The sequence below is a fragment of the Mycobacterium bohemicum DSM 44277 genome, assembly GCF_001053185.1.
GTDB classification, from domain to species: Bacteria; Actinomycetota; Actinomycetes; order Mycobacteriales; family Mycobacteriaceae; genus Mycobacterium; species Mycobacterium bohemicum.
Map to the genome: position 1 here is coordinate 838,067 of NZ_CSTD01000001.1, position 22,830 is coordinate 860,896.

A 22,830-nucleotide genomic window follows, 5' to 3' on the forward strand; every position below is an offset into this window, starting at 1 on the left:
ATGCGGTCACTATAGTGGAGCCGTGCCGCGCGGGGAAGCAAGTTTGCCAACTGGTCGCGACGAGGGCATCCAGGTGTTACGTCGCGCCGCGGCGGCGCTGGACGAGATCGCCGCCGAACCGGGACAGCTGCGCCTGGTCGACGTGGGCGAGCGGCTCGGCCTGGCCAAGTCGACGGCTCGCCGGCTGCTGGTGGGCCTGGTCGAGGTCGGGTTGGCCAGTGTCGACGCGCAGGGACGGTTCTCGCTGGGCGACCGGCTGCTGGGTTTGGGGGGCGCCACCGACTCGGCGCAGATCTGCGCGCTCTTCCGGCCGGCGATCGAACAGGTGGCCCGCGCGACGGACGGCGAGACCGTGGACCTGTCGGTCCTGCGCGGCCGGCGCATGTCGTTCGTCGACCAGATCGAATCGACGCATCGCCTGCGGGCGGTCTCGGCGGTCGGGATGCGATTCCCGCTGGAATCGACCGCCAACGGGAAGGCGGCGCTCGCGGTCCTCGACGACGCCGAGGCCCTGGCGGTGCTGTCACGATTCGGCCCCGAGGTCGGCGACGGTCTGCGCCGCGAGATCGACGTGATCCGCGACACCGGTATGGCTTTCGACCGCGACGAGCACACACCGGGCATTTCCGCGGCAGCCATCGCGCGGCGCGTCGCGGGTGGCGGTGTCGTCGCGATCTCGGTGCCGGCGCCCAGCGAACGCTTCCGCGCCAAGGAGGGGCTCATCACCGCGGCGCTGCGCGCGGCCGCCGACTCGCCGGCCTGGACGCGCTGACTCGGGCGCCGCACCGAGTTGGCTGAGTTGGCGCGGCCGCGATACCCCCCAGGAGAATCCCGGCCGCGCCAACTTAGCGGCTCATGGCGGCCTTGCCGAACAGCGGGCCCCACTCGCGGCGGGCCGCGGACTGCGCGTCGAGGAAGCTGGGCGTCTTCTCGCCGTCGCCCGCCAGGTGCACGAGCGCCCAGGCCATCGCGAAGACGGGCACCTTGTGCCGGATTGCGGCGCCGTGCAATTCGTTGAAGGCGGCCTCCGAGGGGCAGCGGCGAAGGCCGATGAGAATGCCCCGCGCGGTGTCGAGGATGCGACCGGAGTGTGGTCCACTCGAATGGGCGGGAATCCAGTTGGCCATCATGCTGTGGTTACCTCCTGTTGCGCCCCAGCGAAGTCCGCCGCCCGATAGCGGAAGAGGAGTCCCCTACATTTACGCGTCGTCGCGGCTGAAAGATCCTCAAAAAAGGCGCTTCGTGCAATGATTTGCCGAACTCGCGCCGCGTGCTAGCCCATGGGCCCATATCGATACGGGCTTGTGATCGTTTCGGAATCGCCCGTGAGCCCACGCCCAGGGCCCTCGAGACATGAACGGCTGCGCCACATATCGGCGTGTTGTCGCAGACGTTGCCGTGTCGCGGCGCCGCGTCGCCAGGGCGGGCGATCCGCCGCCCGGATCCAATCAGCTTGCCAGCGAGAGGATTTCGTCGAAACCCGCGACCAGCGCGGCATGGAAGACGTCGAAGTCGGGTATCGCCGTGGTGTCGACGTTGACGCCCAGCGCGCAGGTGTCGACGTAGGTGAGCAGCGTGACGTTGACGGCCGCGCCGATGGTGGGACCGAAGGCGTATTGGGCGCGGACGGGGGCACCGCCCAGGTAGACGGGCACCGGGACCCCCGGCACGTCGCTGGCCAGAAAGTCGACGTGGCGCAGGACCGAGCCGATGTACCACCGCGGCATGAGGTTCAGCGCCGCCGCGATCAGCTGGGTGTAGGGCAGCGACTGTTCGTCGCGCACGGCGCCCGTGCGCTGATGCACGGCCCGGATCCGCGCCGCCGGGTCGGCCTCCCCGACGGGCACGTCGAACCGCATCAGGGTGATCCGGTTGCCGCCCATGTCGTCGGCGTTGGTCCGCAGGCTGATCGGCATCGTCAGGTGCAGGTCCCCCACGGCGACGCCGTGCTTCTCGTGATAGAGGCGCAGCCCGCCGGCCACCCCGGCGACGAACGCGTCGTTGAGCGCACCGCCACACCGGTGCGCCGCCTCCCGCAGCAGCGGCATCGGCACCTCGTGCACGCCGAGCCGCCGGGTCAGGCCCCGCTCGGTCACCAACGGCGACCCGGGCCGGTTGATCGGGCGAACCGTCCGGTAGACCGACGCCGCCGTGGCCGCCGCCGAGCGGGCCGTCGCGGTCTCGCTCCCAAAGACGCCGTCGCCGAAGGAAATTCGCTCCAGGCCTCCGGTGCGCAGGTCGTGTTTGACCAACCCGTCGAAGAGGAACCAGCCGGGCTTGCCGGTCGCGGCGTAGGCGTCGTACCGCCACGTGTCGCGGTACCCGCTGAACGTGGACGAACCCGGCACCCGCGGCTCGGCCGGCAGGGACTCGTGGCCGTGGGAGTCCGCGGAGAGGCTGAACAGGTTCATCGCGATCTGCACGCCCCCGACGCCGTCGGTGAGAGCGTGGTGGAACTTGCAGATCATCGCCGCACCGCCGTTGTCCAGGCCGGTGACCACGGTGGTCTCCCAGAGCGCCCGGGCCCGGTCGAAATCCTGCATCTCGGCAACCCGGGCCATTTCGAGCACGGCGTCGAGGGTGCCGGGCGCGGGGGCGGCCGCGCGCCGCACGTGGTAGTCGAGCTCGAAGCCGCGGTAATACTCCCAGCGGGGCGGGGCCGGCGCCGGCGACTGCACCACGCGCTGCCGAAACATCGGCAGCTTGCGGCTGATCAGGTCGAAGCGTTCGCGGACCTCGTCAAAGTCCGGCGGCCCGTCGAGCAGCACCACGCTGACCACGGTGGACCGCAATCGCGGATCGGTTTCCATCGCCCAGGTGAAGGCGTCGCTCGCACGCATGAATGCAGTCATCAGTCGCTCCCGGCCTCAACCTACGGCCGCAGGCGGCAAAGGTCAGCAGGTTATTGCCAGACAAGGACTTTGGTCCCCCGGGATAGTGCCATTCGGCGCCGGGCCGGCCCCACTTACTCGCGCGACGTCGCGGCGTCGGCGAATTCGCAGAGGGCCGCGTACGCGCGTGCGCCGTAGATGGTGGCCGGTCCGCCGTGCATGAGGAAGGTGACGCCGATCGCCTCGGCGGCCTCCTCCCGGGTGGCGCCCGCCAGCGCCGCGCCCTTGGCGTGCGACGCGATGCATCCGTCACACCCCTCGACGACCCCGATCGACAGCGCGATGAGTTCCTTGAACTTCCGGCTCAGCGCGCCGTCGGCCAGGGCGGCGCCGCTCAGTTCGGCGAAGCCCTTGTAGACGTCCGGGATCTGCTTGCGCAGCTCGCGGTGCTGGGGCAGCAGGTCGGCGAGGACCTCGTGATGGTGCTGGTGGTGCGACATGGCTCGACTACTCTCCCGCGCCGACGGGCGCGGTGCGGCTGAGCGAGGCGATGGCGGCCTGCAGCTTGGCGGTCACTTCCTCGGAGACCGGGCGCAGCGCGGGCTCCCCGGTGACCTCCACGAGCATCGCGGGGTTCATCGCCTCGACCAGAACCGTGCCGTCGTGGTCGGGGTCGGCGCGCACGACGACGTTGCACGGCAACAGCAACCCGATCTGGCGGTTCGCGTCGATCGCGCGGTGCGCCAGCGGCGGGTTGCAGGCGCCGAGGATCAGGTAGTCCTCCATGTCGTGGCCGAGCTTGGCCTTCAGCGTGGCCTGCACGTCGATTTCGGTCAGCACGCCGAAACCCTGGGCCGCGAGCGCCTCGCGGGTCCGCACGACGGCGTCGTCGAACGATGTGTGCAGCGCGGTCGAGATTCCGAGGTCCATGTCTGTGTCTCCTTGTGGTCCGTGGTTTGTGTGGCCGCTCAGGCGAGCGCCAGGAACAGCTTCTCCAGTTCGGCCTCGCTCAGCGGCGCCCCACCGTCGGCCGCCTTGCCCGTCACGCATTCCCGCAGTCCGGTCGCGACGATCTTGAACCCGGCGCGGTCGAGCGCGCGCGAAACCGCCGCGAGTTGCGTGACGACGTCCTTGCAGTCGCGGCCCTGTTCGATCATCGAGATCACGCCGGCGAGCTGCCCCTGCGCGCGGCGCAGCCGGTTGAGCACCGCCGCAATGCTGTCTTCGTCTCCGATCACTGCGTCCTCCATTCCTAGGGTTAGCCACATAGTACCCAGGGGGGTATGAGCTGCCATTCCAAATATACCCCATGGGGTATTAGCTGTCACGAGCGTACAGCCGACCCGAAAGGAACAGACATGAGCACGGTCAGCCTCACCCATGAGAACTTCGGGTCGGCAATCGTCGACAATCCCCTTGTGTTGGTGGATTTCTGGGCCGGGTACCGCAGGCCGAGCCCGAACTGGCGGCCGCGCTGGACAACCTGATCGCGCAGGTCAAGGCGTTGGACATGAACCCCGTGCGCGCCGAGGTTGCCGCCCGGGAGGCGTCCTGACGGCCAAGCGCGGCGTCCGCACCGGCGTCACAGGATCGCCCCGAGGTCCTTCGCCGCCGCGATGTCGTCCCATTCGACGCCGAGCTCCAGCAGGATTTCCTCGGTGTGCTGGCCGTGCTCGGGGGCCCGAGCCGGTCCCGGCGGAGTCTCGTCGAATTGAACGGGCGCGGCGACGATCCGGTATTTCTCGCCGTGGTCATCGACGTTGGTCACCACGTAGCCGTTGGGTGCGACCTGGGGGTCGTTCAGGGTCTCCCGCGGCGTCGCCAGCGCGCCCCACACCCCCGGTTCGTCTTCGAGCACCTTCTGCCAGTGCGCCAGGTCGTGGGCGGCGAAGGCATTGTTGAAGATCTCGGTGGCCGCGCCCGCGTTGGCGATCAGGTTGCTCGACGGCACGAATCGCTCGTCGGTGGCCAGCTCCGGCAGTCCCATGCGCCGGCAGAAGTCCGCCCAGAACTTGTCGGGCTGCAGGAACACCAGCTGTATCCACCTGCCGTCCCTGGTCTTGTACCGGTTGACCAGGGGGTTGATGGCCAATCCGGGCGGTGCGCCCGGGATCCCGTCGATGTCGAAGAAGTCGGCCGCGCAGATCGACGGCGCGATCGCCCACATCGCCTGGGCCAGCAGCGAGGAATCGACGATAGTGGGTTCGCCGGTGCGTTCGCGGTGGAACAGCGCCGCGCACACGCCGCCGGCGAGCGTCGCCCCGCCCTGGAGGTCCCCGAAGCCCGGACCCTGGACGGCGGGCGTGTCCGATCCGAACGGCGTCAGGGTGTAGGCGACGCCGCCGCGCGCGAAATAGGTGGCGGCGTCGAACCCGCCCCGGTCCCGGTCCGGGCCACGCACCCCGAGCCCGGTCCCCCTCGCGATGATGATGCGGGGGTTGAACGCGCGGATGTCGTCGACGGTCAGCCGTGCCCGCTCCAGCGCGCCGGGCAGCCAATTCGTCAGGAACACATCGGCACTGGCCAGCAGGCGGCCGAACAACTCGCGCCCCCGCTCGGACTTGATGTCGACCGCGATGCTGCGCTTGCCGCGGTTGCCCAGTTCGAGGATGAAGTCAGCGTCGGGACGGGCCGCCGCGCGGGTGAAGCCGCCGACGACCAGGGCGCGTCCGGGGTCACCCGAGGCGACGCCCTCGACCTTGATCACGTCGGCTCCCCAGTCCGCCAGCGCGGCGCCGGCCGAGGGCACGTAGGTCCACGACGCCAACTCGACAACCCGGACACCTGCAAGGACGCCACCGCTCGTGCCTGCCATCGCCAACCCCCTGGGGCCGTTCCATTGTCCTTGCTATTTTAGATATTCTAGCTACTGTAGGGGATACCGATAGCCCGGCAGGTTTTCCGCGGAAGCGATGCGATGGAGCCGACCGTTGGACAGAGTTGACCCGCGACGCGGTGAGCGAATCCGCCTGCGCTGCAACGTAGTCCGACCCCGTCACGGCATGATGAAGGGCCGACGATGGGCAGGGTGACCGGCAAGGTGGCCGTGATCAGCGGGGCGGCGCGCGGCCAGGGGCGTTCCCACGCGCGGATGCTCGCCGCCGAAGGCGCCGACATCATCGCCGTGGACCTCTGCGCCGACATCGAGACCAACAAGTACCCCCTGGCCCGGCCGGAGGACCTCGACGAGACCGCCCGGCTCGTCGAGAAGGAAGGGCAGCGGGCCTACACGGCGATCGCCGACGTCCGGGACCGCGTCGCCCTGGCCGCGGCCCTCGATGCGGGCGTGGCCGAGTTCGGCCACCTCGACATCGTGGTCGCCAACGCGGGCATCTGCCCTCTGACCGCCGGCCTGCCGCCGCAAGCCTTCGCCGACGCGGTGGACGTGGACCTCGTCGGCGTGCTCAACCTGGTGCACGCCGGCCTCAAGCATCTGCAGGCCGGCGCGTCGATCATCGTGATCGGGTCCAACGCGGCCTTCATGTCGTCGATGAACACCAGCGGCATCGACGGCGGCCCGGGCGGCGCCGGCTACGCTTTCGCGAAAATCGCTGCGGCACACTACGTTAACGACTTCGCCCTCGCGCTGGCCCCGTTCTCCATCCGGATGAACGCGGTGCACCCGACCAACGTCAACACCGACATGCTGCACAGCGAACCGATGTACCGCGCGTTTCGGCCGGACCTCAAAGACCCGACCCGCGCCGACGCCGAGCCGATCTTCCCGCTGGTGCAGGCGATGCCGGTCCCCTACGTCGAGCCGGAGGACATCAGCGAGGCGGTGCTGTTCCTGGCCTCGGATGCCGCACGCTACATCACCGGCCAGCAGTTGCGCGTCGACGCCGGCGGCTTCCTCAAGGTCAAGCCCTGGTCGGGTGCATGAATCACGTTGTCGTGCAACGAAGCGGAGGGAATCGGTGAGCGGCGGCGATGACGCGGGCGTCGAGCGTCGCCTCTACGAACTGATGGTGCTCATGAAAGCGGCCGACGACCGGCTGTCCAAGGGCATCGGCACCGGCGAGTTCCTGTGCGTCTACTGGCCGTCCCGCGGCCAGGAGGCCATCGCCGCCGCGATCGGCGTGACGCTGCGGCCCGACGACCAATTGGTGACGACCTATCGCGGGCTGCACGACCTCATCGGCAAGGGCGTTCCGCTGGAAGAGATCTACGGCGAGATGATGGGCCGCACCGTGGGGGCGAGCCGTGGCAAGGGCGGCACCATGCACATCGCCAATCCGGACAAGGGGGTGATGTTGTCGACCGGGATCGTGGGCGCCGGCCCACCCGTGGCCGTCGGGCTGGCGATGGCCGCCCAACGCAAGGGCCTCGACCGCGTCACGGTCGTCAGCTTCGGCGACGGCGCCACCAACACCGGATCGTTCCACGAGGCGGCGAACATGGCGGCGCTGTGGGACCTGCCGATGGTGTTCGTCTGCCAGAACAACCTCTATGCCGAGATGACCCCGACATCGGACACCATGAAAATCGAGCGCGTCGCCGACCGCGCGGCGGGCTATGGCATGCCGGGCGTGCGCGTCGACGGCAACGACCCGCTGGCCGTGCGGTCGGCGCTCGAAGACGCGCTGCGCCGGGCCCGCGCCGGAGGCGGCCCAACCCTTTTGGAGTGCGTCACGTTCCGGTTCCGGGGCCACTACTTCGGAGACCGGATGACCTACATCCCCAAAGAGCAACTGGCGGAGGCGATCGCGGCCGACCCGGTGCCGCGGTTCCGCGGCCACCTGACCGACACCGGCCTCTGCGGCCCCGACGAGCTCGACCTCATCGAACAGCGGGCGCTCGCCACGGTGGAAGACGCCCTGGCCACCGTGATGAACGCCGAGGCGCCGTCGATCGGCGAACTCGACCGCGACGTGTACGCCAACCCCATCGCCTTTCCGGTGTGAGCCGTGGACGACGTCAAAGAGATGACGATGCGCGAGGCGCTGAACCTCGCTCTGGATCAGGCGCTGGCCGCCGACGACCGGGTGTTCCTGCTGGGCGAGGACATCGCCGACCCGGGCGCGTCCGGGCCGACCGCCGGGCTGTCGACGAAGTACGGTCACGAACGGGTGCTGGACACCCCGATCTCGGAGGCCGCCATCCTGGGCGCGGCGATCGGCGCCGCCATCGACGGCCTGCTGCCGGTGGCCGAGATCATGATCATGGACTTCATCGGCATCGCCGCCGACCAATTGATCAACAACGCCGCCAAGCTGCGGTTCATGACCGCCGGGCGCACGTCGGCGCCGATCACCGTCCGCACCCAGGTGTATGCCGGATTGGCAACGGGGGCAACGCATTCGCAGAGCCTCGAGGCGTGGTTCATGCACATCCCGGGGATGAAGGTGATCGTGCCCTCGACGCCCCGCGACGGCAAAGGGCTGCTGACCGCGGCGATCTTCGACGAGGACCCGTGCCTGTTCGTCGAGACCATCCGGCTGCAGGGCAGGAAGGGACCCGTTCCCCTCGACCCGGGTTTCTCGATTCCGCTGGGGCGGGCCGACATCAAGCGGCCCGGCACCGACGTGAGCTTGATCAGCTTCGGGCGCTGCGTGCACGAGGCGCTCGCCGCGGCTGCGACACTGCAGGAGCAGGGGATCAGCGCCGAGGTCCTCGACCTGCGCACGCTGGTGCCCCTGGACGTCGAGACCATCGTCGGATCCGTCCGCCGCACCCGGCGCGCGGTGATCGCCCACGACGCGGTGCAATTCGCGGGCCCGGGCGCCGAGGTCGCCGCGATCCTGCACGCCGAGCTGTTCGGGGAGCTGGCCGCGCCCGTCGAGCGCGTCGCCGCCCGATTCGTGCCCAACCCGGCCGCCGCCACGCTGGAGGCGCACATGTATCCGTCGCCGGCGAGCATCGTGGCGGCGGCGCAGCGGACCCTGCACCGGGCGGGAGTCCATGGCTGACTTCGTCATTCGCATTCCGCGGGTATCGGTGGCCGTGTCGGAAGCCGAGCTGACCGGTCTGCTCGTCGAGGCCGGCCGGCACGTTCAGGCGGGCACCCCCATCTACGTGATCGCCACCGAGAAAGTGGAACAGGAGATCGAGGCCGGGGCGTCGGGCACCGTGCACTGGACCGGCCGGGTCGGCACCGTTTACGACATCGGCGCCGAAATCGGCGTCATCACTTCCGGATAGCGAAAGGTACGCGCATGGATCTCAACGAGACCCGGGAAAGAATCATCTATCAGAAGGAGGGCGCGATCGCCCGCGTCATCCTCAACTGGCCGGAGAAGGCCAACGCCCAGGACCAGAAGCTGGCCGAAGAGGTCGACGCCGCACTGCTGGACGCCGACCGCGACTACGACATCAAGGTGCTGATCCTCAAGGCCAACGGCAAGGGCTTCTGCTCGGGACACGCCATCGGCAACAACGCGGTCGACTACCCCGCGTTCGTCGAGGGCGCCAAGGTGATGGGCACGCCGTGGAAGCCGCAGACCGACCTGTTCGTCAAGCCGATCCTGAACCTCTGGGAGTTCTCCAAGCCCACCATCGCGCAGGTGCACGGGTACTGCGTCGGCGGGGGCACCCACTACGGGCTGACCACCGACATCGTCATCGCCGCCGAGGACGCGTACTTCTCTTATCCCCCGCTGCAGGGCTTCGGGATGCCGTCGGGCGAATGTTCCATCGAGCCATGGGTTTTCATGAACTGGCGGCGGGCGGCGTACTACCTGTACCTCGCCGAGGTGATCGACGCCAAAAAGGCGCTGGAGGTGGGGCTCGTCAACGAGGTGGTGCCGCGCGACCAACTCGACGACCGGGTCGAGGCCATCGCCCGCCACATCGCGCAGGCCCCGATGACGACGCTGCTGGCGACCAAGGCCAACCTCAAGCGGGCCTGGGAGCTGATGGGCATGCGGGTGCACTGGCAGAGCTCCAACGACCTGGTCGCGCTGGCGTCCATCAGCAAGGACGTGCAGGAGCTGATCCAGCAGGTGTTCAAGGACAAAGTGCTGCCGGCCGAGCAGGCCCGGCGCCAGGCGGCCGCGGCGGCCTCGACCGACGGCGCCCCGACCGCCTAGGCCGCGCGGGTGAACATCGCCGATCACGCCGAGCGCGCACCGGATTCGCCGGCGCTGATCGTCGCGGGCGGCGACACGCTGTCCTTCTCCGACCTGCACGCCAGAAGCCGACGCGTGGCCGCCGTGCTGCACGCCGCCGGGCTGCGCCGCGGCGACGGCGTGGCCGTGGTCTTGCCGAACCGGCCGGAGTTCCTCGAGATCACCTGGGGATGCCAGCTTTCCGGGCTCTACTACACCGCCGTCAACACCCACTTCACGCCCGACGAGGTCGCCTACGTCATCGACGACTCCGACGCCAGGGCGGTGTTCGTCGATTCCTCGATGACCGGCCTCGCCGGCCATGTCCGAGACGCCAACACCGGCGTCGACGTGCGCATCGCCGTCGGCGGCAGCCCCCCGCCGGGCTGGTGCGGCTACGAGGCCGCGCTCGCCGCCGCGGGCGCGGCACCACCGGTATCGGACGGCTCGGAGATGCTGTACTCGTCGGGAACGACGGGACGGCCCAAGGCGGTTCGCCGTCCCCTGCCCGCCGACGGCAACGGGTCCTGGGCTCAGGCGGTGCTGGAGCTGGCGCTCACGCACAAGTACGGCATGGACGCCGGCAGCGTCTACCTCTCCCCCGCGCCGCTCTACCACGCGGCCGGGGTCAACTACACCATGGCGGTCAACCGAGTCGGCGCCGCGTCGATCATCATGGGAAGGTTCGACGCCGAGGCCGTGCTGCGGCTGATCGACACCCACCGGGTCACGCACGCGCAGTTCGTCCCGACGATGTTCGTGCGGATGCTCAAGCTGCCCCGGGCCGTCCGGGACGCCTACGACGTCTCCAGCCTGCGCTGCGTCATCCACGCGGCCGCGCCCTGCCCGGTGGACGTCAAGCACCGGATGATGGACTGGTTCGGGCCGATCATCCACGAATACTACGGTGGCACAGAGGGATTCGCCGGCACCACCATCGGGCCGCAGGAGTGGCTGGCCCACCCCGGTTCGGTCGGCCGGCCGATGTCGCCGGTGCACGTCGTCGCGGAGGACGGCAGTGAGCTTGCGCCGGGCGGGACCGGTGAGCTCTATTTCGAGGGCGGACCGGCGTTCGAGTACTTCAAGGACCCGGCCAAGACCGCGTCGGTGGCCAACGAGCGCGGGTGGCGCTCCCTGGGCGACATGGGCTACGTCGACGCGGACGGATACCTCTACCTCACCGACCGCTCGACCTTCATGATCGTCTCCGGCGGGGTGAACATCTACCCGCAGGAGGTGGAGAACATCCTGGTGATGCACCCCAAGCTCGTCGACGCCGCGGTGTTCGGCGTCCCCAACGACGAGTTCGGCGAGGAGGTCAAGGCCGTCGTGCAACCGGTCGACGCGGCCGCGGCCGGCCCCGACCTCGAGGCCGAGCTCATCGAGTACTGTCGCGCCCGGCTGGCCGGCTACAAGTGCCCGCGGACCGTGGAGTTCGCGCCCGAACTGCCGCGGGACCCCAACGGAAAGCTGTACAAGAGACGGATCCGCGAGCGGTACTGGCAGGGCCGGACATCGCGAATCGTGTGAAGAACGAGGGGAACTCATGGCACGCGTGAACTGGACACCCCTGCCGGTGCCCTGGGCGGTCGAAACGCCCGACCGGATACCCAAGCAGCGCTACTACGATCCCGAGTTCTACGCCATGGAGTGCGAGATGCTCTGGCCGCGCGTGTGGCAGATGGCGTGCCGGCTCGAGGAGATCCCCAAGCCCGGCGACTACGTCGAGTACGAGATCCTCGACGAGTCCGTCATCGTCGTCCGGGTGGACGCCGACAATGTCAGCGCCTACCACAACGCCTGCCGCCACCGCGGCGTGAAACTGGTGGAAGGCAACGGCAATCGGCGCACCTTTGTGTGCCCGTTCCACGGCTGGTGCTGGTCTGTGGACGGCCGCAACACCTTCGTCCTGCGCCCCGAGGAATTCGACGAGCACAATCTGAACCCCGACGACCTTCGCCTGGCGCCGGTCCGCTGCGAGCTGTGGGGCGGATGCGCGTGGATCAACCTCGACGACGGCGCGCCGCCGCTGCGGGACTGCTTCGAGCCGTTCGCCTCCGTCTACGACGCCTGGAAGGTCGAGTCGCTGCGGGTCGAGTGGTGGGAGGCGTGTCGGTTGCCGGTGAACTGGAAGCTGGCGATGGGGGCGTTCATGGAGGGCTACCACGTCCCGCAGACGCACCCCCAGCTGCTGCCGTCCTCGCAACCGACCGCCTCGAAAGCGGGCTTGGCCCAGACGAACCTGTACTTCATGCGCACCCTCGGGCAGGGCATGGCCGGAATGACCCACGCGAACGACATTCGCATCGCCGAGGGCCTGCAGACCATGGCGTTACCGGCCGATCCGGCCGCGGCGATGACCACCTGGCGCCATACCCTGAACGACGCCATCGTCGCCTGGCACCGCGCCCGAGGCTGCGACATGCCGGACCTCAACGAGCTGGAGCGCCGCGGCATCACCGAGGCGATCAATTTTCTGTTCCCCCACTACTTTCTGCTGCCCCAGTACAGCAGCGCGTCGTCCTACCGTATTCGCCCGCTCGGCCCGGAGGAGACATTGTTCGAGATCTGGTCGCTCACCCGCATCCCGCCGGACCAGGTCACCGCCAAGCCCACTCCACCGACGCCGATGCCGCCCGACGACCCGCGTTGGCCGCCCATTCCCGCTCAGGACTTCTCCAACCTGCCCCGCCAGCAGAAGGGGCTGCACAGCCGCGGATTCGAGTACATGCGGCTGTCAAACCGGATCGAGGGGCTCATCTCGAACTTCGAGCGCGTCGTCGACGGTTTCCTGGCCGGGCTGCCCTACGAGGCGCTGGTCCCGGCGATCCAGAAGACCAACACCACCATCGACGTGCCGATCGCCGATCTCGGGTTCGGCGGGGGCGATCGATGAGCGCCGGGTGGGACCGTTCGGTCGACCTGGTGATCGCCGGCAGCGGCGGTGGCGGCATGGTCGCCGGGTTGGCGGCCGTCGACTGCGGACTCGAGCCGCTGATCATCGAAAAGCAGGGCCTGGTCGGCGGTTCGACCGGGTTGTCGGGGGGCATCGTGTGGCTGCCGAACAACCCGTTGATGCGCGCCGAAGGCGTCGCAGACTCGCACGAGGACGGTCTGGCCTACCTCGCCGACGTGGTCGGCGACATCGGCGCGGCGTCCTCACCCGAGCGCCGCGAGATGTTCCTCACGGCCGGCTACGAGATGATCAATTTCCTTGTCCGCAAGGGTGTCCGGCTGATCCGGTGCGACGGTTGGAGCGACTACTACCCGAACCACAAGGGCGGCAACGCCGCCGGCCGCGCCGTCGAGGGCGTCCCTTTCGACGCGGCGGAATTGGGCGACTGGAGGGACAAGGTTCAGCCGCCGCTGGCCAAGAACTACGGCTTCCTCGTGCTGACCAACGAGCTGCGCTCGGTCCAATACTTCAACCGTTCGCCGCGCGCGTTCGCCGTCGCCACCAAGGTTTTCCTGCGCACCGCGGCCGCGCGGGCCCGTCGTCGCCAGATCCTGACCAACGGCGCCTCCCTGATCGCCCAGATGCTCAAGGCGCTGATCGACCTCGGCGACGGCCGGCCCCCGCTGTGGACGAACGCGGCGTTGCAGGAACTCATCGTCCACGACGGCCGGGTGACCGGCGTGCGCATCACCCGAGACGGGGCTTCGCTGGACGTCGAGGCGCGCCGCGGCGTCCTGCTGGCCGCCGGAGGTTTCGGCCACAACGCCGAGATGCGCCGGCGCTACGGCGGCGACCAGCCCAACGAGGCGAAGTGGTCGATCGCCAACGCCGGCGACACCGGTGAGGTGCTCCAGGCCGCGATGCGGCTCGGCGCGCAAACCGACCTGCTCGACGAGGCCTGGTGGCTGCCATCGGTTTTCATCGCCAACGGGGGCGCGGCGGCCGCCTCGCTGGGGTCGGGGCGGCAACGGCCCGGCGCGATCTACGTCGACTCGACCGGGCGCCGATTCTGCAACGAGTCAAACTCCTACGTCGAGGTCGGCAAGGCCATGTACGCCAACAAGGCGGTGCCCTGCTGGATGGTCTTCGACGACGGCTACGTGCGCAGGTACGTCACCAGTGCCAATCCGCTGAAGTCGCTGAGAAGTCGGGATCGGCAACTGCCGCCCGAACTGATCGAGACCGGCGCGGTGAAACGCGGCGACACCATCGCCGACCTCGCCCGCCAGATCGACCTGCCCGCCGACGAGTTGGCAAGAACCATCGAGCGATTCAACCGGTTCGCCGCCAAGGGACTCGACCCCGACTTCGGCCGGGGGCAGTCGGCGTACAACGATTGCCTCGGCGATCCCGGGCACCGGCCCAACGCCGCGGTCGGCCCGCTGGACCGCGCGCCCTACTTCGCGACGCGTGTGTTCCCGGCCGACGTCGGGACCTGCGGCGGCGTCGTCACCGACGAATACGCGCGGGTCCTCGACGAGCAGGGCCGCGTGATCGAGGGCCTGTACGCCACGGGCAACACCACCGCGACGGTGATGGGCCGGACGTATCCCGGCGCCGGGGCGAGCATCGCGAACTCGATGGTGTTCGGCTACGTCGCCGCGCGGCACGCGGCCGGGCGCAAGGTCGCCGGCGAGATGAGCCGCTAGGCGCCGGCGCGCGCCGAGCGTGCAGCTGGCTTCACGTTCGGCACCCAACGTGAAGCCGGCTTCACGTCGGCTCCGAATCCTCGTCGCGCTCGACGAAATCCCTTGGCTTCATGCCCGATTCCTTGAGCTCGGCGCGCCGGGCCTGGACGTCGGAGGCCGCGCCGACCATGTTCGTCAGGATGTGACTGACCTGCAGGTGCACCCGCATGCCCATCAACTCCCACGCGCGCTTGACGTTGTTCTTCACCGCCATCAGCGTGGTCAGCGGGATCTGGGAGATCTTGCGCGCCATCTCCTCGACCGTGGCCTCGAGGTCCTCGCGCGGCACCACCTTGTTGAGCAGACCCCAGTCGAGGGCCTGCTGGGCGGACAGCGTCGGCGCGAGCAGCAACCAGTCCATGGTGCGGTGCCAGTTCATCATCAGCCAGGGCTCGATCATGGTGTGCCCGCCCGGCTCGCCGAGGCTCTGGGCAAGCGGCATCTGGAAATACGCGTCCTCGGAGGCCACACAGAAGTCGGTCAGCAGCCCGAGGTAGATGCCGCCGCCCATGCAATAGCCGTGAATCTGCGAGATCGTCGGCTTGGGGAACTCCCACAGATACAACGTCGGCCACAGGAACAGGTCGGCCGTGCCCTTGTAGAGCGACTCGAACGTGTCTCCGAAATCGGGATAAGGGTTTTCGTCCGGGCCCCAGCGGGCGACGTGCCCTCCGCAGAAGCCTTTGCCGTTGGCCTTGAGGATCACGACCTTGATCTCGTTGTCGCGGTCGGCCTCGCGCAGGCAATCGTCGACCTCGGTCACCAGGACCGCGTCCTTGGTGTTCGCCTTGTCGACCCGGTTGAGGATGATTCGCGCGATCGGCGGCTCGCGTTCGTAAATGATCGCTTCCAGCACGCGACGCTCCATCCCAGGGACCTTACCGGGCTCGACGGTCATCGGCGGGCGAGCAGCCACGCCCGCCCGTCACCCTCGCCGGCGGCGAGGACCTCGAGCTCGGCGAACGCGGCGGGCAATTCGCCGGCCGCCGCACGAAAGGGCCCCGGCGTCCCCCCGACTTCGCTGAGCGCGGCGACGGCGAGCACGCCGCCCGGTTTGAGGCGCTCCACGATCGCCCGGTCCAGGCGGCGGTCCCGGAACAAGTGGCAGACAACGACGTCGACGGGCGGGCCCGGCGGCAGGCCGTCGTCGAGATCGGTGACGTCGAAGCGGCACCGGTCGCCAACGCCGTTGCGCCGGGCCAGCTCTCGCGCCTGATCGACGGCGACCGCGGAGACGTCCACTGCGTGCACCTCGAGCCCGCGCCGGGCCAGCCACACGGCCGCCTCTCCCCGCCCGCAGGCGAGCTCGAGCGCCCGCCCCGCGGTGGGAAACGTCTCGGCGTGGCGGGTCAGAATGTCGGGCGGCGCAACCTCGTTCACCGCCGGCAGCCCCAGAGTCGCGTACCGCTCGTCCCAGCGGCGCCGGTCAGCATCGGCCATAGCCGTCACCCTAAGGCGCGCCCAGGCGCGGCCGGCACCGTCGGGCCGCCGCCACGGCCTTCACCAGCGGCGCAAACGCTATGATCCAGCGGTGGAGTTGATCGACTACCCCCGCGCCGCCGGCTGACGCATGCGCAGCCACGGGTGGGGAGGTAACACGCCGGCCTCCGACGAGGAGGCCATCGAGCGCATCCTCGACGCCGCGGACCGGATCATCGCCGAGCGTGGCCCGGCGATGCGGATCGCCGACGTGGCGCGGGCCCTGGGCGTGACGCGGCAGACCGTCTATCGCTACTTCCCCGGCACCGAGGCGCTCAAGGTGGCGACCGCGATGCGCTCGGCCGACGGGTTCCTCGACCACATGGCCGACCACCTCAAGGGCGTGACCGATCCGGTGGTCGCGATGACCGAGGGGATGGCGTTCGCGATCGAGCAGCTCGCCGCGGACAACCAGGTCGAGTTCGTGCTGAACCAGCGCCAGCGCGGCGGCCAGAAGGTCTCGATCATCTCCGACACGGCCCTGGCGTTCGGGCGCTCGATGCTGCACCGCTACGAGATCGATTGGGAGAAGTACGGTTTCGACGAAGCGGGCCTGGACGAGCTGAGCGAATTCTGCCTGCGGGTGCTGCATTCCTTCCTCGCCGATCCCGGCCGTCCGCCGCGCGGCGGCGACGAACTGCGGCGCTACCTGACGCGCTGGGTCGGGCCGGCGATCGCCTACCCGCAGATCGTGCGGGCGATGGACCCGCTTCGCAGCCCGGCGCCCCCGCAGACGCGCCGTCGCCCCGTCAAGGCGTCCTGAGGCCGGCCGCGCCCGGCGCGGACGGTTGATCCCGCACCCCAGTTCGGCGATCCTCAACGAACCGACGTTGACGAAGACCGTAGGAGCAAACGTGGTGGGTGTGGGACAGATGGCGCTGAACAGCGCGCCGGTTTTCGGGGGCGTGATGCTGGCGATCGCGGCCGGCCAATTCAGGGGTCCGGATTACCGGGCGCTGATCAAGCAGGACATGGAGCTGCTCGAGCGGCTGCCGCCGGAAGCCGCCGACAGGCGCGCGGAACTGCAACGCACCATCGACGAACGCGTCGACGATCTGATCGTGGCGTCGGACCGCACTCGCGCGCTGCGGCTGGCCGCGACGTCCTACCGCGGCAACTGGCGCGACATGGTCCTGCTGCTGTGCGCGCTGTTGTTCACCGTCATCTGGTGGGGCGTCAACCACAGCCGGAGCAATTGGCTGCCGATGTTCGTCGTGCTCATCCTGCTGTGCGTCGTGGCCGCCGTGTACGCGTTCCGCGGCGTCGTGCGCTCCGTCGAGGCGCTCCTGCACCGGCAACGCGGCGGCCAGCACGGCACCGCGTGAGGCGGTATCGCGTCGCCGCTCGGCGCGCGACCCTCGCCGCCCTGTGACAAAATTCCGCACGTGCAGCCACGTTTTTTCAGCGGTCTGATCTGTGCCGCGGTGGCGCCCGCATCGGTGCTACTGAGCGCGCCCGCCCCGCCCGCCGCCGCCGAGCCGTGTCCCGACATCGAAGTGGTGTTCGCCCGGGGCACCACCGAGCCGCCCGGCGTCGGGCGCGTCGGTCAGAGTTTCGTCGACACGCTTCGGTCCCACGTCGGTAGCAAGTCGCTCGGCGTCTATCCGGTCAACTACCCGGCGACCACCGACTTTCCCACGGCCGTCGACGGCATCGCCGACGCGGGCAGCCACGTCGAGCACATGGCGACCGCCTGTCCCAAGACGAAAATGGTGCTCGGCGGCTACTCCCAGGGCGCGGCCGTGATGGGCTTCGTCACCACGAACGCGGTCCCCGACGGCGTGCACCTGATGCAGGCGCTGCAGCCGATGCCGGCGGAGGTCGCATCCCACGTCGCCGCGGTGACGCTGTTCGGCAAGCCCTCCACCGAGTTCATGAGCATCATCAACGAGCCGCCCGTGACGGTGGGCCCGCTGTATGCGCCGAAGACCATCGAGCTGTGCGTGCCCGGCGATCCCGTCTGCGCCGGCGGCGGCGGCGACCCGCTCGCGCACCGCCGCTACGTCGAGGCGGGGATGGTCGATCAGGCAGCGGATTTCGCCGCCACCCGGATCTAGTCGGTATGGCGGTCGACGGGCAGCCCGCGGACGGCGACGTCGGCCGCGTCGACTTCGATGTCGCCGACCGGTTGGCGATCATCAACCTGCTCGGCGCCTACGCGCACACCTATGACGACAACCGGCTCGACGAATTCCGGGCGCTGTTCACCGACTCCCCGGAGCTCGTTCTGATCCACGAGGGCATGACGCTGTCCGAGGACGTCGACACCGTGATGAGCCTGCTCGCGGCCCGCAAGGCGGCGTTCCAGGCGGAAAACAACCAGCGGCGACACGCGCTGAACTCGTTCTGGTTCGCCGGCCAGACCGCCGACGAGGCGACGGGCCATTGCTACGTCCAGGTTTTCGCCATCAAGGACGGCGGCCCGCCCGTGGCCGAGCTGACCGGCCGCTACGACTTCACCGCGGTCAAGCAGGGCGGCGCGTGGCGCTTCCGGCGGTGGGCGGTGTCGATCGACCAGACGCAGCCGCAGAACCCGGGCTGAACGCCCGCGCGAAAATCAGTACCCGCGCGCGGTTTCGAGCACCTCGAGGGCGGCCTCGACGTGCGGAACGATCGTCGGGCCGTAGCCGCGCACCACCTGCCCGAGCGCGCGGGCGATGTGCGGACCGACCGCGTCGGCGGACAGGACTTCCTCGGCGAGCACGACGCCGCCCACGACGTGGGCGGCGCTCAGGCGACCGTCGGGCGTCAGTTGGTAGCGCCAGTCGCCGATCTGGGTCCGCTCCGGCTGCGACCGGAAAAATCCCCGCCGTGCCGGGGTGAAGGTCACGCCCGGAACGCCGCAGAACACCTTGACCACCAGTGCCACCCCGCCCGGACCGGCCAGGGCCGAACCGACGGCGCGGCTGACGCGCTCGTGGTCGAAACCCGTCATCGATCGCCCCTCAGTCGCTCAGCGGCAGGACCAACGACGGCGTCAGGTTTTGCGGCTCACCGACGCGGCGCACCGCGGTTCCGGCGGCGTAGAACTCAACCGTGTGGAGTCCCCACGCGTAGTTCGAAATAGCGAAGTGCACGCCCACGATGCCGTTTCCGCCGTCCCGCTCCGCCTCATTCTGCATGCGTGACATCGCCAGCTCGCGCGCCTGGTAGTTGCCCTGCGTCCATTGCGGCATCTCGGCGTTGCGCCCCACCTGGCTGAGCGTCTTCAAAAAGCCTTGCACCGCAACATGAAACACGCAATTGCCCATCACGAAGGCGACCGGTGCGTAACCGGAGCGCAGCAGGGTCGTCATGTCCTGGCCGGACAGGTGGCTGGTGAACGCCTGCCCGGTGTCCCGCCGGTAAGCCCCCGGCTTCGGGGTGTAGCGAACGGCGGTGCCGACGGCGATGAACTCGAGGTGCTCACCCTCGCCCTGATGCCGCCAGTCGAGGCGGACCCCGACCACCCCGTCCGCGCCGAGCGAATCTGCTTCGGCCTGCATCCGCGACATCGCGTTCCAGCGCGCCCGGTAGGTGGCCTCGGTGAGCACCGGCAGCTCCGACTGTTGCCTGATCCCGGTGAACTGATAGCCCACGTGGTACACCGAAACGCCCATCACGAGTTCGATCGGCTCGAACCCCGCGCCGTGCAGCAGCGCGAACTCGTTGATCGAGAGATCAGAGGTGAACACCTTGCCGGCGTGCGACAGGCGTTCGCTGGCGACCGGGTCGAGCGGATTGGGCTGCATCGTCGGGACACCTTTCTGGGGACCCTCGGTGAGGTCCCGGCCTAGCGTAGGCCGCTACGCGCCGATCATCTCGTGCAACTCCGCCACCGACCACGGTTCGGCGTCACGATGGTCGCGGTAGCCCAGCAGCCGGGGCGTGGGCCGGTCGAAGCTGCCGACGAACCCGCCGGCCGCGACGAAGATGCGGCCGGTCACGTCGCGCGCCAGGTCGCTCGCGAGGTAGGCGTACAGGGGCGCCACGAACGCGGCCGGCGCGCTGTCGAGGGAGGCGCGCATCGTCACCTCGTCGAGCAGACCCTGGCGGTGCAGGTCGGCGATGTGCTTTTCGTACTCGACCCCCGTGGACAGCCGCGTCCGGGCCCCCGGGCACACGACGTTGGCCCGCACCCCAGAGCCCTTCAGTTCCGCCGCGATCGCCATCGTCAGCGCGTTGACGGCGCCCTTGCCCGCCGGGTAGCCGGTGCCGCCGTAGTCGCCGAGGAAGGCCACCGAGCCGGTGTTGATCATCGCCCCACGCCCCTGCCGCGCCATCACCTCCGCCGCGGCCCTGCAGGTGTGAAACGCCGTGCCGAGGTGGGCCTCGATCAGGCGGTCGAAGTCGTCGGCGGAGATGGTCAGGATCGATGAGCCGGGCGGCTCGGGGATGCCGGCGCAGTTGACCAGGATGTCGAGGGCCCCGAACGCGCTGATTGCTCCGTCGACCATGGCCCGCGCGACTCGCGCCTCGCCGGCGGGGCCGACCACCGCGTCGGCCTCGCCCACGCCCGTTGACGACCACCCCCGCGCCCAGGCTGCACAGCAGTTCGGCGACCGCGCGCCCGATGCCGCGGCTCCCGCCGGACACCACCGCCCCGCGCCCCGCCAGCAGCGGCGGCCCGGTCATCGGATCGGGCACCGGAATGTGTTGCGGCCGAGGCTGTTTGACGGGTGACCCAGCACCGCGGGCTCGGCAACGGTCATCGACATCAGCCGACAGTACCCAGCGCGCGACGAAATGAGAACCGCGCCGGACGCGCCCCCTGCCCGATGACGTCACGGGCCGCCGTCGCAGGGCTGGGCTTCGTTTGCCACCGGGCTGGCAGACCCAGCTGGCGGAGGGCCGAAGGATTTGCTGTGCGGCGGACACGCCGAACCGCGATCGGCGGCGCCGCGGCGGTCGGGGGCCAGCGATCGCGGCGTCGGTACAACAGGCGTATAGTCAACGGGAGTCCGTCAGGACCCTTTCGCCGTTTAGCTCAAAGCGGCCAGCCAGCCACACGAGTGCTGGGAATGGCTCGGCGATTCAAACCCTTGTCGCCTCCTTTTCGGTAATGCGTGGGCTGTTGATTTTCCACCCCGGCGTCGTGCCATGGGTGTAGCGGAGGTCGACGCACAGCTGCGTCGTCTCGCTGCACACGACCGACAGAAATGCGTGCCAGCAGTTTCCAATTCTGTTGGCGTGTAAGTCTTTCCGCGATGCCTCGGGCCCCGAGGAGCGTTTGCGCCGATGACCGATTTGATAACTGCCCCCGTCGCGGCTCGTCCCGCGAGCAGGCAGTCCGACGATTCCTACGACGACGTGTTCGATATGTTCGTGGCGCTGCGCCAAATGCCGGCCGAGTCACACGAGTACAGCCGGCAGCGGGAGCGCATCGTGACGCGCTGCCTGCCCCTGGCAGACCATGTGGCCAGCCACTTCGCCCGCCGCGGCGAAGGCCTGGAGGACTTGACGCAGGTGGCGCGCCTGGGCCTGATGAATGCCGTCAACCGATTCGACCCCGACAAGGGTCCGAGCTTCATCGGGTTCGCCGTCCCCACCATGATGGGCGAGGTCCGCCGCTACTTTCGCGACTACAGCTGGGGCATGCGCGTCCCGCGGCGGTTGCGCGAGCTGCACGTCCAGATCAGCAGGACAACCGGCGAGCTGGCGCAGAAGCTGGGGCGGGCGCCGACGGCCGGGGAGCTGTCCGAGGCGCTGGAGGTCCCCCGCGAGGAGATCATCGAGTGCCTGGTGGCCGGCGACGCCTACCGGCTGGACTCGCTGGACGCACCGATCGGCGCCGACGGTTCGGGAACGCCGCGGCTGGTCGCCGACGCGGTCGGTGAGGTCGATCCGCAGATCGAACACATCACCAATCGGGAGGCGGTGCGCGTCCTGGTGGACGGGCTCCCCCAGCGCGAACGTGACGTCCTGCGCATGCGCTTCTTCGAGTCGATGACGCAGAGCCAGATCGCGGAGCGGATCGGGGTGTCCCAGATGCAGGTCTCGCGGATCCTGGCCAGCACCCTGCGCTGCCTGCGCGACCAACTCGGCTAGCTCCCGCACCGCGCCGGAACCTTCCGGTGACACCTCGCCCGGACCAACCGATGTACTGTGCGTCTCGTGGCGATCCGCCCGGTGTCGCCGGATGGTCTGGACGGGAGCACGATGTGATGAGGACTTCGCAGACACTGCTGGCCTGCCTCGCGGCGGCGGCCGTGACCGCGTCGGTGGCCGGCTGCGGCGGCAAGTCGGCGCCTCCCAAGACGACGTCGAGCTCGGCCGGCACCGCGACAAGCGCCTCGAGCTCGGCGCCGGCCTCGTCGCCGTCGGCGCCGTCGGCATCGGGGCAGGCGAGCCCCTATGTCGCCCTCTTGATCCAGGCGAGCGACATCGACGCACCGATTCCGTTCACGGGCACCCCCCCGGTCAGCAATCCCAACGGCAAACCGGGCGCCGCGACGACGTTCAGCACCGACGACGGCAGTCGCGTCATCAAGGACACCATCCAGGTCCTTCCGGACCCCGGCGCGGCCACGGACGCCCTGAACACCGCCAAGGGCGGGCAGGCCGACGTCATCAAGAACCCCACGACGCAGCCGTCGAGCGTCGGCACCGGCGGGACCACCCTGCTGGGCAACTCCCCGGACGGCTCCAAGGGCGTGACGTTACTTCTGTTCACGGAGGGCAAGGCGTTCGTCAGCCTGGAGTTCGACGGCCCGCGCGACATGCTCGCGCCGCCGGACTTCGTGACCGATGTCGGCCAGAAGCAGGACGCGGCCGTCAAGAAGGGTCTTAGCTGAGCAACCGGCCGGCGCGCACACGGGGCCGACGCCCGGCCCGGTCGCCGATCACCGCAA

Annotated in this window: 26 protein-coding genes and 1 pseudogene; 16 read left to right on the top strand and 11 right to left on the bottom strand. The window is 69.4% G+C overall.

Translation table 11 applies throughout. The features are described from left to right. Window positions 1–22 precede the first annotated feature (22 nt). Window positions 23–772: an IclR family transcriptional regulator gene (locus BN971_RS04125; RefSeq protein WP_090349817.1), complete on the top strand. Its 750-nt coding sequence runs from the start codon at window positions 23–25 to the stop codon at window positions 770–772. Between the two features lie 73 nt (window positions 773–845). Here BN971_RS04125 and BN971_RS04130 read toward each other — a convergent pair whose 3' ends face one another. The 5 genes from BN971_RS04130 to BN971_RS04150 form a co-directional block, all read right to left on the bottom strand. After that, window positions 846–1,130: an ANTAR domain-containing protein gene (locus BN971_RS04130; protein WP_085181670.1), complete on the bottom strand. Its 285-nt coding sequence runs from the start codon at window positions 1,128–1,130 to the stop codon at window positions 846–848. A 318-nt stretch (window positions 1,131–1,448) separates the two neighbouring features. Further along, window positions 1,449–2,852, bottom strand: a complete 1,404-nt coding sequence (locus BN971_RS04135; RefSeq protein ID WP_090349819.1) for a wax ester/triacylglycerol synthase domain-containing protein — start codon at window positions 2,850–2,852, stop codon at window positions 1,449–1,451. 113 nt (window positions 2,853–2,965) lie between these two features. After that, window positions 2,966–3,331, bottom strand: coding sequence for a carboxymuconolactone decarboxylase family protein (locus BN971_RS04140; protein ID WP_085181668.1), 366 nt, complete (start codon window positions 3,329–3,331; stop codon window positions 2,966–2,968). A gap of 7 nt (window positions 3,332–3,338) precedes the next feature. After that, entirely contained in the window at window positions 3,339–3,761 is a 423-nt protein-coding gene (locus BN971_RS04145; protein WP_085181667.1) for a DUF302 domain-containing protein, read from the bottom strand. A gap of 38 nt (window positions 3,762–3,799) precedes the next feature. After that, entirely contained in the window at window positions 3,800–4,069 is a 270-nt protein-coding gene (locus BN971_RS04150; protein ID WP_085181720.1) for a metal-sensitive transcriptional regulator, read from the bottom strand. Between the two features lie 120 nt (window positions 4,070–4,189). Here BN971_RS04150 and BN971_RS26245 point away from each other — a divergent pair, with 120 nt between their 5' ends. Beyond that, window positions 4,190–4,318 carry a YbbN family protein gene (locus tag BN971_RS26245; RefSeq protein ID WP_264028530.1) on the top strand — a complete coding sequence of 43 codons (129 nt, stop codon included), beginning with the start codon at window positions 4,190–4,192 and terminating at the stop codon, window positions 4,316–4,318. 95 nt (window positions 4,319–4,413) lie between these two features. Here the strand turns inward: BN971_RS26245 and BN971_RS04155 are convergent, their stop codons facing one another. Beyond that, window positions 4,414–5,646 carry a CaiB/BaiF CoA transferase family protein gene (locus BN971_RS04155; protein ID WP_085181666.1) on the bottom strand — a complete coding sequence of 411 codons (1,233 nt, stop codon included), beginning with the start codon at window positions 5,644–5,646 and terminating at the stop codon, window positions 4,414–4,416. 204 nt (window positions 5,647–5,850) lie between these two features. Between BN971_RS04155 and BN971_RS04160 the strand changes: the two genes are divergently transcribed. The 8 genes from BN971_RS04160 (at window position 5,851) to BN971_RS04195 (ending at window position 14,482) form a co-directional block, all read left to right on the top strand. Next, window positions 5,851–6,714: a mycofactocin-coupled SDR family oxidoreductase gene (locus tag BN971_RS04160; protein ID WP_085181665.1), complete on the top strand. Its 864-nt coding sequence runs from the start codon at window positions 5,851–5,853 to the stop codon at window positions 6,712–6,714. Between the two features lie 82 nt (window positions 6,715–6,796). After that, complete coding sequence (locus BN971_RS04165) at window positions 6,797–7,735, top strand: thiamine pyrophosphate-dependent dehydrogenase E1 component subunit alpha (protein WP_085181719.1); 939 nt, start codon at window positions 6,797–6,799, stop codon at window positions 7,733–7,735. A gap of 21 nt (window positions 7,736–7,756) precedes the next feature. Next, the gene (locus tag BN971_RS04170) at window positions 7,757–8,740 is read left to right on the top strand and encodes an alpha-ketoacid dehydrogenase subunit beta (protein ID WP_276011371.1); all 984 of its coding nucleotides are present in this window, start codon (window positions 7,757–7,759) and stop codon (window positions 8,738–8,740) included. Further along, on the top strand, window positions 8,733–8,972 hold the full coding sequence (locus BN971_RS04175; protein WP_085181663.1) for a biotin/lipoyl-containing protein: 240 nt from the start codon (window positions 8,733–8,735) through the stop codon (window positions 8,970–8,972). Before BN971_RS04170 ends, BN971_RS04175 begins: the two co-directional genes overlap by 8 nt. A gap of 14 nt (window positions 8,973–8,986) precedes the next feature. Continuing rightward, complete coding sequence (locus BN971_RS04180) at window positions 8,987–9,859, top strand: enoyl-CoA hydratase-related protein (protein ID WP_085181662.1); 873 nt, start codon at window positions 8,987–8,989, stop codon at window positions 9,857–9,859. Between the two features lie 9 nt (window positions 9,860–9,868). Beyond that, window positions 9,869–11,407 carry an acyl-CoA synthetase gene (locus BN971_RS04185; RefSeq protein ID WP_085181661.1) on the top strand — a complete coding sequence of 513 codons (1,539 nt, stop codon included), beginning with the start codon at window positions 9,869–9,871 and terminating at the stop codon, window positions 11,405–11,407. A gap of 16 nt (window positions 11,408–11,423) precedes the next feature. Then, complete coding sequence (locus BN971_RS04190) at window positions 11,424–12,773, top strand: aromatic ring-hydroxylating oxygenase subunit alpha (RefSeq protein WP_085181660.1); 1,350 nt, start codon at window positions 11,424–11,426, stop codon at window positions 12,771–12,773. Beyond that, complete coding sequence (locus tag BN971_RS04195; protein WP_085181659.1) at window positions 12,770–14,482, top strand: FAD-binding protein; 1,713 nt, start codon at window positions 12,770–12,772, stop codon at window positions 14,480–14,482. The genes BN971_RS04190 and BN971_RS04195 overlap by 4 nt, the downstream gene beginning before the upstream one ends. Window positions 14,483–14,543: 61 nt before the next feature. On the opposite strand, the gene BN971_RS04200 is transcribed toward BN971_RS04195, so the two are convergent. Beyond that, window positions 14,544–15,389, bottom strand: a complete 846-nt coding sequence (locus BN971_RS04200) for an enoyl-CoA hydratase-related protein (RefSeq protein WP_085181658.1) — start codon at window positions 15,387–15,389, stop codon at window positions 14,544–14,546. 26 nt (window positions 15,390–15,415) lie between these two features. Beyond that, window positions 15,416–15,961, bottom strand: a complete 546-nt coding sequence (locus BN971_RS04205) for a class I SAM-dependent methyltransferase (RefSeq protein WP_085181657.1) — start codon at window positions 15,959–15,961, stop codon at window positions 15,416–15,418. Between the two features lie 130 nt (window positions 15,962–16,091). Between BN971_RS04205 and BN971_RS04210 the strand changes: the two genes are divergently transcribed. From BN971_RS04210 to BN971_RS04225, 4 genes are all read left to right on the top strand, one after another. Beyond that, on the top strand, window positions 16,092–16,763 hold the full coding sequence (locus BN971_RS04210) for a TetR/AcrR family transcriptional regulator (protein ID WP_085181656.1): 672 nt from the start codon (window positions 16,092–16,094) through the stop codon (window positions 16,761–16,763). 109 nt (window positions 16,764–16,872) lie between these two features. Continuing rightward, window positions 16,873–17,325: a hypothetical protein gene (locus tag BN971_RS04215; RefSeq protein ID WP_085181718.1), complete on the top strand. Its 453-nt coding sequence runs from the start codon at window positions 16,873–16,875 to the stop codon at window positions 17,323–17,325. Window positions 17,326–17,385: 60 nt separating this feature from the next. After that, window positions 17,386–18,057, top strand: a complete 672-nt coding sequence (locus BN971_RS04220; protein WP_372512077.1) for a cutinase family protein — start codon at window positions 17,386–17,388, stop codon at window positions 18,055–18,057. Window positions 18,058–18,062: 5 nt separating this feature from the next. Further along, window positions 18,063–18,542, top strand: coding sequence for a nuclear transport factor 2 family protein (locus tag BN971_RS04225; RefSeq protein WP_085181655.1), 480 nt, complete (start codon window positions 18,063–18,065; stop codon window positions 18,540–18,542). Window positions 18,543–18,557: 15 nt separating this feature from the next. Here BN971_RS04225 and BN971_RS04230 read toward each other — a convergent pair whose 3' ends face one another. From BN971_RS04230 to BN971_RS04240, 3 genes and pseudogenes are all read right to left on the bottom strand, one after another. Further along, window positions 18,558–18,935 carry a DUF5073 family protein gene (locus tag BN971_RS04230; protein ID WP_085181654.1) on the bottom strand — a complete coding sequence of 126 codons (378 nt, stop codon included), beginning with the start codon at window positions 18,933–18,935 and terminating at the stop codon, window positions 18,558–18,560. A gap of 10 nt (window positions 18,936–18,945) precedes the next feature. Beyond that, a complete protein-coding gene (locus BN971_RS04235) occupies window positions 18,946–19,731 on the bottom strand; it encodes a heavy metal-binding domain-containing protein (protein WP_085181653.1) in 786 nt (261 codons plus the stop codon). A 54-nt stretch (window positions 19,732–19,785) separates the two neighbouring features. Continuing rightward, window positions 19,786–20,614: pseudogene (locus BN971_RS04240) on the bottom strand (SDR family NAD(P)-dependent oxidoreductase). A gap of 603 nt (window positions 20,615–21,217) precedes the next feature. Here BN971_RS04240 and BN971_RS04245 point away from each other — a divergent pair. Further along, window positions 21,218–22,027 (top strand): SigB/SigF/SigG family RNA polymerase sigma factor, encoded by an 810-nt coding sequence (locus BN971_RS04245; protein ID WP_085181651.1) that lies wholly within the window; start codon window positions 21,218–21,220, stop codon window positions 22,025–22,027. A gap of 116 nt (window positions 22,028–22,143) precedes the next feature. Continuing rightward, window positions 22,144–22,773, top strand: a complete 630-nt coding sequence (locus BN971_RS04250) for a hypothetical protein (RefSeq protein ID WP_085181650.1) — start codon at window positions 22,144–22,146, stop codon at window positions 22,771–22,773. Window positions 22,774–22,830: the final 57 nt, after the last annotated feature.

Bases quoted from the DNA above. Each gene is read 5' to 3' on its own strand.
- BN971_RS04215 (WP_085181718.1), top strand. From the start codon at position 16,873: ATGGCGCTGAACAGCGCGCCGGTTTTCGGGGGCGTGATGCTGGCGATC.
- BN971_RS04200 (WP_085181658.1), bottom strand. From the start codon at position 15,389: ATGGAGCGTCGCGTGCTGGAAGCGATCATTTACGAACGCGAGCCGCCG.
- BN971_RS04205 (WP_085181657.1), bottom strand. From the start codon at position 15,961: ATGGCCGATGCTGACCGGCGCCGCTGGGACGAGCGGTACGCGACTCTG.
- BN971_RS04155 (WP_085181666.1), bottom strand. From the start codon at position 5,646: ATGGCAGGCACGAGCGGTGGCGTCCTTGCAGGTGTCCGGGTTGTCGAG.
- BN971_RS26245 (WP_264028530.1), top strand. From the start codon at position 4,190: ATGAGCACGGTCAGCCTCACCCATGAGAACTTCGGGTCGGCAATCGTC.
- BN971_RS04140 (WP_085181668.1), bottom strand. From the start codon at position 3,331: ATGTCGCACCACCAGCACCATCACGAGGTCCTCGCCGACCTGCTGCCC.
- BN971_RS04135 (WP_090349819.1), bottom strand. From the start codon at position 2,852: ATGACTGCATTCATGCGTGCGAGCGACGCCTTCACCTGGGCGATGGAA.
- BN971_RS04250 (WP_085181650.1), top strand. From the start codon at position 22,144: ATGAGGACTTCGCAGACACTGCTGGCCTGCCTCGCGGCGGCGGCCGTG.
- BN971_RS04165 (WP_085181719.1), top strand. From the start codon at position 6,797: ATGGTGCTCATGAAAGCGGCCGACGACCGGCTGTCCAAGGGCATCGGC.
- BN971_RS04160 (WP_085181665.1), top strand. From the start codon at position 5,851: ATGGGCAGGGTGACCGGCAAGGTGGCCGTGATCAGCGGGGCGGCGCGC.
- BN971_RS04145 (WP_085181667.1), bottom strand. From the start codon at position 3,761: ATGGACCTCGGAATCTCGACCGCGCTGCACACATCGTTCGACGACGCC.
- BN971_RS04235 (WP_085181653.1), bottom strand. From the start codon at position 19,731: ATGCAGCCCAATCCGCTCGACCCGGTCGCCAGCGAACGCCTGTCGCAC.
- BN971_RS04170 (WP_276011371.1), top strand. From the start codon at position 7,757: ATGACGATGCGCGAGGCGCTGAACCTCGCTCTGGATCAGGCGCTGGCC.
- BN971_RS04230 (WP_085181654.1), bottom strand. From the start codon at position 18,935: ATGACGGGTTTCGACCACGAGCGCGTCAGCCGCGCCGTCGGTTCGGCC.
- BN971_RS04245 (WP_085181651.1), top strand. From the start codon at position 21,218: ATGACCGATTTGATAACTGCCCCCGTCGCGGCTCGTCCCGCGAGCAGG.
- BN971_RS04180 (WP_085181662.1), top strand. From the start codon at position 8,987: ATGGATCTCAACGAGACCCGGGAAAGAATCATCTATCAGAAGGAGGGC.
- BN971_RS04210 (WP_085181656.1), top strand. From the start codon at position 16,092: ATGCGCAGCCACGGGTGGGGAGGTAACACGCCGGCCTCCGACGAGGAG.
- BN971_RS04190 (WP_085181660.1), top strand. From the start codon at position 11,424: ATGGCACGCGTGAACTGGACACCCCTGCCGGTGCCCTGGGCGGTCGAA.
- BN971_RS04130 (WP_085181670.1), bottom strand. From the start codon at position 1,130: ATGATGGCCAACTGGATTCCCGCCCATTCGAGTGGACCACACTCCGGT.
- BN971_RS04195 (WP_085181659.1), top strand. From the start codon at position 12,770: ATGAGCGCCGGGTGGGACCGTTCGGTCGACCTGGTGATCGCCGGCAGC.
- BN971_RS04175 (WP_085181663.1), top strand. From the start codon at position 8,733: ATGGCTGACTTCGTCATTCGCATTCCGCGGGTATCGGTGGCCGTGTCG.
- BN971_RS04225 (WP_085181655.1), top strand. From the start codon at position 18,063: ATGGCGGTCGACGGGCAGCCCGCGGACGGCGACGTCGGCCGCGTCGAC.